Raw genomic sequence first — 13,422 nt, forward strand, 5'->3', positions numbered from 1 at the left:
TCCGGAGTGGTAACGAGAGAGGCTTGGTGGCTGGCATTGTATGTTACAGTACTGAACACATCAAGTACAAAAACAGTGGGAGGGGCACAGGATAACCTACACTACCACACTATAACTCAAGCGCACTGCACTGGAAAAGTGAATAAACGATTACATCAAGACCATGAGAACTTTTGCGCTCCGAATGGAACGGTTAGGCACTGAAGCTGCCTTTGAATATCTCGCCAAAGCCAAACAATTGGAGGCCCAAGGACGAGATATAATTCATATGGAGATTGGACAGCCAGATTTTCCTACTCCTCCTCACATTTGTAAGGCAGCCTACCAAGCCATGCAAGCGGGCCACACGGGTTATGGTCCTGCAGCAGGACTACCAGAACTGAAGTCAGCGATCGCACGCCACATTTCCAAAACCCGGCATTTGTCAGTCGAACCCGATCGGGTTGTCATAATGCCAGGGGCAAAACCCGTAATATTCTTGACTATTCTGGCTCTGGTTGATCCCCAAGATGAGGTCATTTACCCAAATCCAGGGTTTCCCATTTACAAATCAGTTATTGACTTTGTCGGAGCTAAACCTGTTCCGCTACCTTTGCGAGAAGTCGTGAACTTTCGCATCCAAATTGAGGATTTGAAAACCCTAGTCAACGATTGTACCAAGTTATTGATCCTCAACTCTCCTCAAAACCCAACTGGGGGAGTGCTGACGTCTGAGGATCTAGCTGAAATTGCTACCCTTGCTCAGCAATACGACTTCTACATTCTCGCAGACGAAATCTATTCTCATATTCTCTACGACCAGACCCATACTAGTATTGCAAGTTTGCCAGGCATGGAGGAGCGCACTATTTTACTAGATGGTTTTTCTAAAACCTATGCTATGACTGGCTGGCGTTTGGGCTATGCCGTTGCATCTCCAGAAATCAGTGAAAAGCTAACTCAACTCATGATCAATACCAATTCCTGTACCTGTTCGTTTACTCAATTGGCAGGGGTGACTGCCCTGGAAGGAGACCAAACCTTTGTTGAGAAGATGGTGATGGAATTTCATCGGCGTCGAGATATGATTGTCACCAGGATCAACCAAATAGCTGGTATCAGTTGTCAAATGCCAAGAGGGGCATTCTATGCATTTCCAAATGTCTCCCAGTTACCGTTAGATGATCAAGCCATAGCAGATTATTTGATGACTGAGGCTGGGGTGGTAGTGTTACCTGGTTCTTCTTTTGGCAATCAAGGTCAGGGATATTTACGCCTGTCCTACGCAAACTCATTCAGCAAGATTGAAGAGGCATTGGATCGAATTGAGCAGGCAGTTCATACTCTCATTTAACATCTTCCCCGACCTAAAGGCACGGAGATTCCCTAGTGTTGCCTCTTGCCTGTTCCCTATTCCCCATTCCCTGTTCCCTTATTTCTTAAGACTTTAACATAAAAATTCTCAATATAAAAAATGGTTGTTGCCCAAAATAAAACTAAAGATATTGAAGCAATGTATCCCCTTTCCTCAACGCAAAAAGGGATATTATTTCAGACATTGTATCACCCGGAACATCGGGTATATTTCGACCAATTTAAGTTGACGATTCACGGCAAGCTGAATCCGAAGTTCTTTGAACAGGCTTGGGTGAGACTGGTAGAAAGACACCCAGTTTTGCGCACCTTATTTGTTTGGAGAAACCGTAAGCAGCCGGTGCAAGTTGTACGTAAAACCTTCAAGCTAACCTGGATTGAGCATGACTGGCGAACCCTATCTCCTGAAGCCCAAACAGCCAAGATGGATGATTTTTTAGACAGGGATCGACAACAAGGGGTTGAACTGGGTAAAGCCCTGGTTGACTTACAAAACTCTGAAATGGCTTACTGGTACGTTGGGATTTTGAACTCTAACTAAGGACGCAAATACTATCACAATTAATGGACAAAGAAAAGGCAAATTACCAATTACCACAACACTAACTATTTCCAATCCCTTGACCTCCCAACCAACCCGTTGTCCAAGCACTCTGAAAATTAAATCCCCCCGTAACTCCATCAATATCGAGAATTTCCCCAGCAAAGTAAAGACCTGGACATTGGCGGCTTTCCATAGTCTTGAAATTCACCTCTTTGAGACTAACACCACCACAAGTGACAAACTCTTCCTTAAAAACCCCTTTACCTTGAATCAAATACCTTCCCTGAGTCAGTTCTTGAACTAACTGATGTACGGTTTTTTTCGATAACTCAGCCCAACGGTTTTCTGATCCCACTCCGACACTAGTCACTAAGCTGACCCAAAGGCGCTTTGGGATAGGAATCGGACAACTAGTAGTAATGAAGCGTCGAGGTAACTGGGATTTAACATCGAGGAGTAATTTACGCAATCGGTCTGGGTTGTACTCAGGAAGCCAATTCACCAACAAGGGCATTTGATAATGGTGTTCATGCAACACTCTCGCCCCCCAAGCAGAAAGCTTGAGTACCACTGGACCACTTAAACCCCAGTGGGTAATTAGCAATGGTCCCGTTTGGTCCTTCAAGGTTTTACCAGCATCTGGTAATTTGAGGCAGACCTGTTTAACACTAACCCCAGCTAAATCCTGTAAACGGGAGTCTGGGATATTAAAGGTGAATAGAGAAGGAACCGGGGTTTCGATGGTATGACCTAAGGCTTTTGCCCAACGGTAGCCTAGGGGATTGCTACCAGTAGCAACCAAAACGCGATCGCATTTTATAGTCTCACCATTCCTCAACCCAATCTCAAATCCTCCTGGGGTCGGGTGTGGAGTGTCAGGAGTTGGGTGTTGGGAAGATTGCCGAGAGATCCACTTAACCGGATTACTAGTGCGAATCTTCACCCCTGCCCTCTTAGCCACTTGTAAGAGACAATCAACAATCGTTTCGGAACTATCAGTAATCGGAAACATCCTGCCATCAGGCTCAGTTTTCAGCTCAACACCGTGAGCACCAAACCAAGCAATGGTATCCTTCGGTTGAAAGCGGGTGTAAGCCCCTCGCAATGCTTTGCTTCCCCTCGGGTAAGCTTGCACCAACTGGGCTGGGTCAAAACAAGCATGAGTAACATTACAGCGTCCACCACCAGAGATGCGCACCTTCGATAATGGATGGCGTGAGGCTTCTAGGAGAGTGACATTGGTATGGGGATGAGTAGTGGCACAGGTAATTGCCCCAAAAAAACCAGCGGCTCCACCACCAATGACTACGACATTGAGATTTTCTGAATTATCCAAGGGAATCGGGAATCGGGAATTGGGAATCGGGAATCGGGAATCGGGAATCGGGAATCGGGAACAGGGAAAAAATCTTGTTTACCTTATTAATATCAGAACCGATAATTACCCTTAATAAAAATCTCCCCATCTCCCCATCTCCCCATCTCCCCATCTCCCCATCTCCCCATCTCCCCACCTCCCCATCTCCCCACACTTCCCACACTTCCCAATTAGGATCGTCCTGGCAAATAGTACTTAAAGTCCCTTGAGCCTTGATAGTCAGTGACATTAGCCAATTCTTCTAGAGTTCGGACACCAGGGAGTAATTCGCCATTAATTTGCCAAGTAGGATAGGATTGAATTCCAGCAGCGATACAGGCTTCTGTCTGAGCATTTTTGCCATCACGAGCACACTCTATATAATTGATTTGAGAGAATGCCTGTTTTCCAAACAGTTGCTTCTGCTCATAGCAGTGGGGACACCAGTAAGCTCCGTATTTTTTAGCACCAACCTCAGTCAAATGACGCGCCAGAGCAATTTCCGATTCACCAGAGGTTGTGTTAACTTTCCAGCCACCAATCGCTGCGTTTGGCGCACCAGAGGCTGTGGGAATTGGACCACCATTGTCTGCTGATGTAGCCACGGATTCCCCAACATTAGCATAAACTCCTAAGGTACCCACCAAGGTGATCATGCCTACGATCATACCGATAAAGAAAATTTGACCGATATCTTCCCAACTGCGACCCACAAGGGTTAGGACTAGCAGGCTAATGGCAAATAATGCTGAACTGATGCAGTATATACAGAGTGCTTGGATCTCAAACGCTAGCAAGTACATCAAGTAGCTACTGAAAACTGTCATAGCTGCTGCACCTGCCAACAGCAGTAACCAAGTCCAATTTTCTAGTTTTGAGCGAAGTCCCTTCTTTGGGTCTCCCTTTACTAACAAGGGAGCCAAGGAAAATGTAGCCATACTGGTGTATGCCAGGAAGCCAAACAAGGTTAGTGGCAGACCAAATATACTAGCATAAGGGCTGGAAAGAACATCATTACAGCTGGAAGCATTAGCTGCACCTGCGGTGCAAACTGCAGTACCACCTGTCAGTTTAACCACAGTCAGATAAGCAGTTAACAGGGCACCCACGACAGCGATCGCAGCAATCAGCTGACGGGACCAACGATAAATCCAGGGGACAGAACGCCTGCGACTTACACTCATAATCTAGATAATTAGGAATAGGGGTTGCTTGAAAGTACTAACTACTACGTTATCAAGTCAAACAACCAATAGACAGAAACCAAGTTAACATACTGTCTGTTGAAGGTGAAGCTTGGCCTTGCGGCGACGCTAAGCGAACAACCTTGTTGAATTAAGAATTAAGAATTAAGAATTAAGAATTAAGAATGTAGAATGCGCTCATTCTACATTCTTAATTCTACATTCTGCATTCTGACAGACAACCTTGGCCAAAAGGCCACGCGATCGCTGAAAGCGGGACTTCGTCCATCGCGTTCAACTGGCCAACCTTCAACTAGCCAACCTTCAACCGGCCAACCTTGGCCAAAAGGCCACGCGATCGCGTTCAACCGGCCAACCTTCAACCGACCAACCTTCAACCTGATAACCTTCAACCGGCCAACCTTGGCCAAAAGGCCACGCGATCGCGTTCAACCGGCCAACGGTCAAACAATTGGTTTTTCTTCTTGTTTAGCAGACACACTACTGCGTACTGCTTCCACAAATTGACTGACCCGAATCGGGTCAATAGGTTGATCAATTTGTCCACGACGCTTGAGGGAACTAGAGACAATTACCCCATCAGCATATTGCATCAGGGTGGAAATATTTTCCCAATTAGCCCCACTGCCAATAAACACTGGTTTGCCCTTAGCCGCCGCCGAGGCTAACACCAGGTCTTGGGGATTAGTAGGAGTACCGGTTCCCCAGCCAGAGAGAATCACACCATCAGCTAACCCCCGCTCTATGGTTTCTTGTACAGCTATGGTGATATTCGGTGACTCCAAAGGTTGTCCATGTTTGACTAGAACATCAGCAAGAATCTTAACATCACTACCCAGTGCCCGACGGTAGCGCAAGAGTGTATGAGCCTGTCCCTCAATTAACCCCTGGTCTGTTGCCATAATCCCAGTCAGAACATTAACGCGGATAAATTTAGCCCCTACACAAGTAGCAATTGCTAAAGCACTATGAGCATCATTGCGTAAAATATTGATCCCTATTGGTATGGGAACCAGGTTCATCAGTCGCTGGACTATGATCGTCATGGTACTGACTACTGCTGGATCGACCTGGTTTTTGGTAAATGGGGCGTCGAAAAAATTCTCAACAATCACCCCATCGACTCCACCAGACCCTAAGGCGGTGACCTCTTGCTCGGCTCGGTCAATCACAGCTTGCAGGCTACCCCCCCAGCGCGGGGAAGTAGGGAGTGGCAGCAAATGCACAACTCCTATGATCGGATTCGGTGTCTGGAAAATTTGCTGTAAGTTCACAATCCTGGGATGTTTGGAAGCCCCATCTCATCAGGGAGCGGGGAGGAAAAGCTACAGATAGAGCGGATCAGCGCCCCCTGTAGAAAACTTGGGAATTGAGAGTAGGGTCGGATGCCGTTTCTGGCATCGGTCTACCACTGGCATTAATGGTAAAGCTATGGTGCTTACCTTTTTGATTAAACCTGGGATTTAGTTCGACCGGTTGCTAAAACCAGTCGCTCAAACCAATTGTATCGGTCAGTGCTATCCCCAAAGCAAGCACCTTAATTCCTGAAGACCATTTCTAGTGGTGGTAGGTTAACAGAGGTTAGTCGCAAAACTACTACATCTGTTTTTGATGCCTACTGATGCTAGGTCAAGGGTAAAATAGGATTATATGTAGTACCAGTAGGTAGATTGTACCTTTGTCCTGTCAAGTTTCAGCTTTCCGAGGGCAAGTGGTTAAGAGCCGAGATCAGCACTACTCGATTTAATACCTGTAGGAGCTCAGCCCCCCGCTCCCCCATAGACGCTTACCAACACGAGCCCGTTGGAGTCACGATCCCCGCGATCCCATGATTTTCTGTGAGGGATATTTTTAGATTTCCTCATATTTTTTTGAATATTTTAATAAAATTTAATTTAGAATGAGTGTATAGGTTTTGATAGTGAAATCAACATGGAACATCAGTACTAGTAGATTAGCAGAGCAGATTAGGAGTTGAGCACATCACTTACACACTAAGCTCAATCACACCAAGCTCAATCAATGGTGTAAGGTTCTGGTAAAGGGCAGTAGGTTATGTGACTAAGCCGTAGTACAATATAAAATGATGAATGAATGGGCAAAAAGCCAACTGTAGCAATATCTCACTTGGGCTGCGAGAAAAATCGCATCGATACCGAACATATGCTGGGTCTGCTGGTGCAGGCAGGATACCAGGTTGATGCCAATGAAGAATTAGCTGACTATGTTATTGTAAATACCTGTAGTTTTATAGAAGAAGCGCGGCGAGAATCAGTGCGCACGCTGGTAGAACTGGCGGAAGCTGATCAAAAAATTGTGATTACCGGCTGTATGGCTCAACACTTCCAAAGCCAACTATTGGAAGAGTTGCCAGAGGCAGTGGCAGTGGTGGGAACCGGGGACTACCATAAAATAGTAGATGTAATCCAAAGAGTAGAAACAGGCGATCGCGTTCAAGAGGTTTCTACTGAACCAACCTACATTGCTGACGAAACAACGCCACGCTACCGAACAACTTCTGAAGGGGTTGCTTACCTGCGGGTGGCAGAAGGGTGTGATTACCGCTGTTCCTTCTGTATCATTCCGCACCTCCGGGGAAAGCAGCGATCGCGTACCATAGAATCCATTGTTGCGGAAGCTGAGCAGTTGGCATCTCAAGGGGTTCAAGAGCTGATTTTAATTTCCCAAATCACCACCAACTATGGTTTAGACATATACGGCGAACCGAAACTGGCAGAACTGTTGAGAGCATTAGGTCAAGTAGACATCCCCTGGATTCGGATCCACTACGCCTATCCCACCGGTTTAACCCCATCCGTAATTAAAGCCATTCAGGAAACTCATAATGTTCTTCCTTATCTCGATTTGCCTCTACAGCACTCCAATCCAGAAATCCTCCGCTCCATGAACCGTCCTTGGCAGGGACGAGTAAATGACGCTATCATCAAGCAGCTCAAAACTGCACTTCCTGATGCAGTGTTGCGAACCACCTTTATTGTCGGGTTTCCCGGCGAGACAGAGCAGCACTTTGAACACTTGCTGGAATTTGTCCAGCATCATGAATTTGACCATGTTGGAGTGTTTACCTTTTCTGCGGAGGAGGGAACAGCAGCATACAAATTGCCTAATCAGTTGCCCCAAGGGGTGATGGATGCCAGACGGGATGCCCTGATGGCAGTTCAGCAACCGATTTCCTTGAAAAAAAATCAAAACTGTCTGGGCAAGATAGTTGATGTTCTCATAGAACAAGAAAATCCCTTAACGGGTGAATTAATTGGTCGTAGTGCCAGGTTTGCTCCTGAGGTGGATGGATTGGTCTACGTTCAAGGTGATGCCTCTTTAGGAACCATAGTATCAGTAGAAATTACTGATTGTGATTTCTACGACTTGTATGGTTCTGTAGTACTACCTCCGTAAACAAGCCACACGCTTTAACTAGGGGCTGGAATTAAAAACTCCACCACTAGGGGAAGTAATCTGGTCAATCCTGAACCAGACATGATCCTTGGTCTTTTAGATTATGGAGCTGTAGACAAGGTGTCTGGCCTTGTGAAAAGCCAGTGTCTGTCGCCCATAGTTCTGTCGCCCATAGTAATGGCAGACTAAACGGCAGACTAAACGGCAGACTAAACGGCACACTTAAAAGACCTGCTTAGGGGGTAAAAACTAGCTTAGCGGTGCATCAATTCAGCTTTGAGGGTCAAATTTGGGATGATTTACCCCACCCCAATCCAACAGGCAATACCTAGCTAGCGATGCAGCGCGGTCTTGGGGGTTTCCCCCACTCGCTATTGCATCAAGACAAGGAGCCACCCTCAACCTGAAAACTGTGTCTAGGGCATTAACCATTGCGTCTGTAAGACGTGTTCTTGTGGGATGAACCTACTCTCAAGCTTTTAGGCACACTAAATAGGTCGCTTCCTGACCACAGCTGATGGTGACAGCGATGCAGCGCCGACCTGAGGGGGTTTAACCCAAAGCGCGACTGTATCAAGACAAGGTGCAACTTAGTAGTTGATGCCTATCAACACCAAATGGGTGGAAACTAAACCACTTTCTACTCATCTCATCATAGGTGTGTCAAGGAAAAAGCCATGGTGAGTCAAACCTGATGGCTCACTGTCTTTCAAGCCATGACAATGTTTCCTCACACGTTCAACTACTAACTTTCTGACTTACCAGAAAAAAACCACAACTAACCAACGAAAAATCGAAAAATAACTTATGACCGTTTCTTTCCAAAGCCTGGGATTGTCTGAAGCTTGTGTAAGCCAACTCGAAAAAATCGGCTTCACTACACCTACTACTATCCAAGCCCAAGCTATTCCTGAACTGCTCAATGGCCATGATGTACTCGGTATGTCTCAAACCGGTACTGGCAAAACAGCAGCGTTTTCCCTACCAATGCTAGATCGCATTGACTTGGAAAAGCGAACCGTACAAGCCTTAATTCTAACCCCAACCCGAGAGTTAGCCCAGCAAGTTAACCAAGCGATTCGGGACTTCAGTGACGACCGTCGATTGTATATACTAACCGTCTGTGGTGGTCAGTCCATTGAGCGGCAAATTCGGATGCTGTACAAGGGGGCTCAGATTGTGGTAGGAACTCCCGGACGGGTGATTGACTTGCTAGAGCGGGGAGACCTCAAGCTGGACAACCTCAGCTGGGTGGTACTCGATGAAGCGGATGAAATGTTAAGCATGGGCTTTATCGATGATGTTAAGAAAATCCTCCAACAGACTCCCGAAGAGCGTCAGACTACTTGCTTCTCAGCAACCATGCCCCGGCCAATTCAGGAGCTAGTCAGCAAGTTCCTGAAATCCCCCGTCACTGTTAAAGTTCAGCAATCGAAAGCAGCACCAGCGCGCATTGAACAGCGAGTTTACATGGTACCCCGTGGCTGCTCGAAAATCAGGGCTCTCCATCCGATTCTGGAACTGGAAGACCCAGAAGCTTCAATCATTTTTGTGCGGACACGAAAAGCTGCTGCTGAACTAACCAACCAATTACAAGCCGCTGGTCACAGTGTGGATGAGTACCACGGTGATTTGAGTCAAAGCCAGCGGGAGCGGTTATTGTATCGGTTCCGGAAAAATCAAGTGCGTTGGGTAGTAGCAACCGATATTGCTGCCCGTGGTCTAGATGTGGATCATCTCACCCACGTGATCAATTTTGACCTGCCAGATCAAGTAGAAAGCTACATTCACCGCATTGGTCGTACCGGTCGTGCTGGTAAGACAGGAACAGCAATTACCCTGATTCAACCTTTTGAACGCCGTAAACTCTACCAGATTGAGCGCAAGGTGCGGCAACGGTTGGAAGTTACCCGGATTCCGACGCGCTCACAAATTGAGACCCGGCGCTTAGAAAGACTGCAGGCAGAGTTACGGGAAGCTTTATCAGGGGAACGGATGGCTTCTTTCTTGCCAGTTGTACGGGAGTTGGAAGAAGAATATGATGCTCATGCGATCGCAGCGGCAGCATTGCAATTGTTCTATGACAAAACTCAACCCCCCATTAGTGACGATATCGAAGAACGAATGGTGGAACGCCCCAAACTTCGGCTTAACACAGATAAACGCCATCGGACAGAAAAACCCAGAAAGCCTGTGATTCAGAATCAGTCAAGATAAGATAGACAAAGATGAAGTGTAAAGGATGAAGGCGTATTGGATGAAGTAGCAAAATATACCAGTTGCTGAGTAAGCAATAAAAATAAATGGGAGGGTTGACATATCAGAACCTTCATGCTTCATGCTTCATGCTTCATACTTCACACTTCACACTTGATACTTCACCCTTAATACTTCCCTAACCAAACGTGGCTTCAAGTCTGTCTGTCTCTGATTCCTCTACTGTGAGTGGTGGCATTTCTACTTCGCTCAACTGGCCTGGCTTAGTTGAGGCTTACCGTCCTTATTTGCCAGTCACTGACTCCACACCAGTGGTAACCTTACTCGAAGGTAATACTCCCCTAATTCCTGTGCCCACTATTGCCAAAATTATTGGCAGAGGAGTAAAGGTACTGGTGAAATATGACGGTCTCAATCCTACCGGTAGTTTTAAAGACCGGGGAATGACCATGGCGATTTCAAAAGCTAAGGAAGCAGGAGACCAGGCGGTAATCTGTGCTAGTACCGGAAATACCTCGGCATCAGCAGCAGCCTACGCTCGTCGGGGGGGAATGCGGGCATTTGTGATTGTTCCTGATGGTTATGTGGCTCTGGGGAAATTAGCCCAAGCGTTGGTATATGGAGCAACAGTAATAGCGATTAAGGGAAATTTTGATGACTGCTTGAAAATTGTCCAGGAAATGGCATCAAAGTATCCGGTGACCTTGGTAAATTCCCTCAATCCTTATCGCTTAGAAGGTCAAAAGACAGCTGCGTTTGAGATAGTGGACAACTTGGGTGATGCTCCTGATTGGCTGTGCATACCAGTGGGCAATGCTGGCAATATTTGTGCCTACTGGATGGGATTTTGCGAGTACCATCAGCAGGGGAAATGCGATCGCTTACCCCAAATGATGGGATTTCAAGCATCTGGAGCATCTCCGATTGTCGCTGGCAAAGTCCTAAAGCATCCCGAAACTATTGCAACGGCAATTCGGGTGGGCAACCCAGCTAGCTGGGAAAAAGCGATCGCAGCCCAAGAAGCTAGTAAAGGGGCATTTAATAGTGTTACCGATCAAGAAATTTTAGATGCCTATCGGTTATTGGCATCCCAAGAAGGCATTTTTTGTGAACCAGCGAGCGCCACATCAGTCGCTGGTTTGTTGAAAGTAAAAGACCAGGTACCCACAGGAGCAACTGTGGTTTGTGTGCTGACAGGTAATGGTCTCAAAGATCCAGATACTGCCATCGAACACAGTAACAACCCATTGACAGAAGGGATTGAGCCCACAACTGCTGCTGTAGCAGAGGTGATGGGGTTAAAGCCAAAAGAGGCTTAGGGATGGGAGTAAGGTTGGTTGTTAGGTTGAACGCGCACGGGTGGCCTTTTGGTCAAGGTTAACCGGTTGGAGGTTTAGGGGAGTTGTACCTGATCCACCACATGATGAATGCCATCTATGATTAACGAAGGCTGATCGAAATACATCAGATGAGATACTCTTAAGCCGTCATTAATCGGGATAAACCCGTACAAAACGGTCAAGGTGCAATTTATTGTGGTCTAAGTGAGGAGTGGTCATACAGCAATTGGAGTCAAACCTCCCACTCGTCTATTTAGACGTTCCTGACATCTCGATCAGGAGTTGCTTGAAAGCCCGAGCAAAGCTCATGTTTGGAGTCAAGCCATCCAAGCTCAACTGCATCTAGCAGACTCAGTCCCATACCTTCCAAGAAACGCGCGGTACGGCGCAACAATACTGCCTGCACCTCAGTTTTACTCATATACCGGGTGATATCCTTGTCCGTACCTCTGCTAAGGACATTTTTGGCAGCATTGTGGTCAGCCTGTAACACGACCCCATTAAATCTGGTAAAGTTGTCCCCGCTCCTTTTCCCCAACAGGGTTCCAGTCACGGAGTCAACTTGCGACGTGTAACTAGGCTGGACTTCTGTTACAACCGACCCAGTCCAATCAGCCCATTTCTGTAGGGAGTTCCGCATTACTCCTTTCATCCAACTATTAAGCTTGCGGGACATGGCTTTGGACTGACGTTTGGTCTTTATTGGTTGTGTTAAATCTAAGGCCGTAGGCCACGCTTCGCGAACAGCAAAAACTTTCAACGATTCCCCATTAAAAAGGGATTTAGATGCGGCTCCTATGATAGCCTTTAATACTGACTGATCTTGTCTGTAGCGCTTGTTTTCTGTCTTTCTGGTTAAATTATTGCGGAGTATCCGAGCAGACTTAGCTGGGTCTATCTTTTCTAGTTTTCTATGAAGTGCCCAAAGTTTCCCTCTATTGCGATTCTTCTCACATATTCGATCGGACTTCTTGGTTGCTGCCTTTCCTAACCCTTTTCCGTGAGCCTGACCATCTGAATCAAAAAAGGCTTCAGTGTACCCTTTGTCTACTCCAATAGACCGACGGGAATAAGGAGCGTCTACAGTCCCATTATCTACTAAAAAGTGAACCTCAAACCTTGGCAATAATTGATTGTATATTATTCTAATCTGTCCTTTGATTTTTCGATTAGACCTAACAATTATTTTGTTTCTTTTTCCTCTTATTAGTCCAGCTACTTCTAGCTGATAAGTATTACGAGAGAGTCGCTTACAGCTATATCCTACTTGTTGATAGACTATTTGATTTTTAACCCAAGAGTGCCCTCTCTGAAATTCCTTCCTAACAAGTCTGTGAAGAAGTGGATTGTCCAGAAAAGCTAAGGTCTTAATCTGTTGGCAAAGTTCTTTTCTGGTCTTTTGGTTCTCAATCCCTGTAAACCTTCTATAGATTTTCTTTGTTACCGCATCGATAGAGGCTGCTTGCTGAGCTGTAATGGCTTTCGCTACATCATTGATAGTCCAATCCATTAACTTGGCAGGCAGCCCCAGGGTATCGGGAGTTCTAAAACTCTTTACCCCCGGGATGGCCTTTTTCCAGTCCAGTCCCCAATGGTTAATGCTTCCCAGTTTGTTGTAAGACTCAGCCCTAACGACGCCTAGCTTTTTCATTACCTGCAGCAATTCAAGTTCAACCGACTTGGTCATCCCTACCACAGGGACGATTTGAGTCGATATCCTTTTTGCTACTCCTACTTTTCTTGGCATCGTTACAAAACTCTGTGTCCTATGTCTCGATTATACTCTAGCGCTAAGGAAATGTAAATGTCCGAATTATGACTTTAAATCCCGTTTTATCCCGATTTTTTGGGACTTAATTGCGCGACTCCCATAGCGGCCAATTGCCTGTTCAGCCATGACTTGACCGGGGAGGGTTTGAGATTAACTGGGGCAGGAGGAAAACGCTCTTCCTGTTCTGGATAAGATGAATCCACCAATACCATGCCTAC

The 13,422-nt window shown here is 46.3% G+C and carries 13 protein-coding genes; 6 read left to right on the forward strand and 7 right to left on the reverse strand.

All coding sequences use genetic code 11. The features are described from left to right. The first annotated feature begins 163 nt into the window (after positions 1-163). Together F6J90_RS33495 and F6J90_RS33500 are read left to right on the forward strand one after the other, a co-directional pair. Positions 164-1,333 carry a pyridoxal phosphate-dependent aminotransferase gene (locus F6J90_RS33495; protein WP_070393215.1) on the forward strand — a complete coding sequence of 390 codons (1,170 nt, stop codon included), beginning with the start codon at positions 164-166 and terminating at the stop codon, positions 1,331-1,333. Between the two features lie 120 nt (positions 1,334-1,453). Next, positions 1,454-1,894: a condensation domain-containing protein gene (locus tag F6J90_RS33500; RefSeq protein ID WP_293021389.1), complete on the forward strand. Its 441-nt coding sequence runs from the start codon at positions 1,454-1,456 to the stop codon at positions 1,892-1,894. Positions 1,895-1,955: 61 nt separating this feature from the next. On the opposite strand, the gene F6J90_RS33505 is transcribed toward F6J90_RS33500, so the two are convergent. The 3 genes from F6J90_RS33505 to F6J90_RS33515 are packed head-to-tail and all read right to left on the reverse strand — an operon-like array spanning position 1,956 to position 4,438. Further along, complete coding sequence (locus F6J90_RS33505) at positions 1,956-3,233, reverse strand: NAD(P)/FAD-dependent oxidoreductase (protein ID WP_293103988.1); 1,278 nt, start codon at positions 3,231-3,233, stop codon at positions 1,956-1,958. Beyond that, positions 3,226-3,504: a hypothetical protein gene (locus F6J90_RS33510; protein WP_293103991.1), complete on the reverse strand. Its 279-nt coding sequence runs from the start codon at positions 3,502-3,504 to the stop codon at positions 3,226-3,228. The genes F6J90_RS33505 and F6J90_RS33510 overlap by 8 nt, the downstream gene beginning before the upstream one ends. After that, positions 3,446-4,438, reverse strand: coding sequence for a vitamin K epoxide reductase family protein (locus F6J90_RS33515; protein WP_293103994.1), 993 nt, complete (start codon positions 4,436-4,438; stop codon positions 3,446-3,448). Before F6J90_RS33515 ends, F6J90_RS33510 begins: the two co-directional genes overlap by 59 nt. A 192-nt stretch (positions 4,439-4,630) precedes the next feature. Here F6J90_RS33515 and F6J90_RS33520 point away from each other — a divergent pair, with 192 nt between their 5' ends. After that, complete coding sequence (locus tag F6J90_RS33520; RefSeq protein ID WP_293103996.1) at positions 4,631-4,966, forward strand: hypothetical protein; 336 nt, start codon at positions 4,631-4,633, stop codon at positions 4,964-4,966. Here the strand turns inward: F6J90_RS33520 and btpA are convergent. After that, on the reverse strand, positions 4,903-5,733 hold the full coding sequence (gene btpA / locus F6J90_RS33525; RefSeq protein ID WP_293103999.1) for a photosystem I biogenesis protein BtpA: 831 nt from the start codon (positions 5,731-5,733) through the stop codon (positions 4,903-4,905). The genes F6J90_RS33520 and btpA overlap by 64 nt on opposite strands. Before the next feature lie 820 nt (positions 5,734-6,553). Between btpA and rimO the strand changes: the two genes are divergently transcribed. The 3 genes from rimO to thrC all read left to right on the forward strand — a co-directional run bounded on the left by rimO (position 6,554) and on the right by thrC (position 11,412). Further along, positions 6,554-7,876, forward strand: coding sequence for a 30S ribosomal protein S12 methylthiotransferase RimO (gene rimO / locus F6J90_RS33530; RefSeq protein WP_293104002.1), 1,323 nt, complete (start codon positions 6,554-6,556; stop codon positions 7,874-7,876). A gap of 807 nt (positions 7,877-8,683) precedes the next feature. Further along, entirely contained in the window at positions 8,684-10,093 is a 1,410-nt protein-coding gene (locus tag F6J90_RS33535) for a DEAD/DEAH box helicase (RefSeq protein ID WP_293104005.1), read from the forward strand. A gap of 224 nt (positions 10,094-10,317) precedes the next feature. Further along, on the forward strand, positions 10,318-11,412 hold the full coding sequence (gene thrC / locus F6J90_RS33540; RefSeq protein WP_293105276.1) for a threonine synthase: 1,095 nt from the start codon (positions 10,318-10,320) through the stop codon (positions 11,410-11,412). A 74-nt stretch (positions 11,413-11,486) separates the two neighbouring features. On the opposite strand, the gene F6J90_RS33545 is transcribed toward thrC, so the two are convergent. The 3 genes from F6J90_RS33545 to F6J90_RS33555 all read right to left on the reverse strand — a co-directional run bounded on the left by F6J90_RS33545 (position 11,487) and on the right by F6J90_RS33555 (position 13,416). Further along, positions 11,487-11,615: a hypothetical protein gene (locus tag F6J90_RS33545; protein ID WP_293104008.1), complete on the reverse strand. Its 129-nt coding sequence runs from the start codon at positions 11,613-11,615 to the stop codon at positions 11,487-11,489. A 71-nt stretch (positions 11,616-11,686) separates the two neighbouring features. After that, on the reverse strand, positions 11,687-13,180 hold the full coding sequence (locus F6J90_RS33550; protein ID WP_293104011.1) for a zinc ribbon domain-containing protein: 1,494 nt from the start codon (positions 13,178-13,180) through the stop codon (positions 11,687-11,689). A gap of 86 nt (positions 13,181-13,266) precedes the next feature. After that, positions 13,267-13,416, reverse strand: coding sequence for a hypothetical protein (locus F6J90_RS33555; protein ID WP_293104013.1), 150 nt, complete (start codon positions 13,414-13,416; stop codon positions 13,267-13,269). Positions 13,417-13,422 lie beyond the last annotated feature (6 nt).

Origin of the sequence: Moorena sp. SIOASIH (assembly GCF_010671925.1) — a bacterium.
Lineage (GTDB): Bacteria > Cyanobacteriota > Cyanobacteriia > Cyanobacteriales > Coleofasciculaceae > Moorena.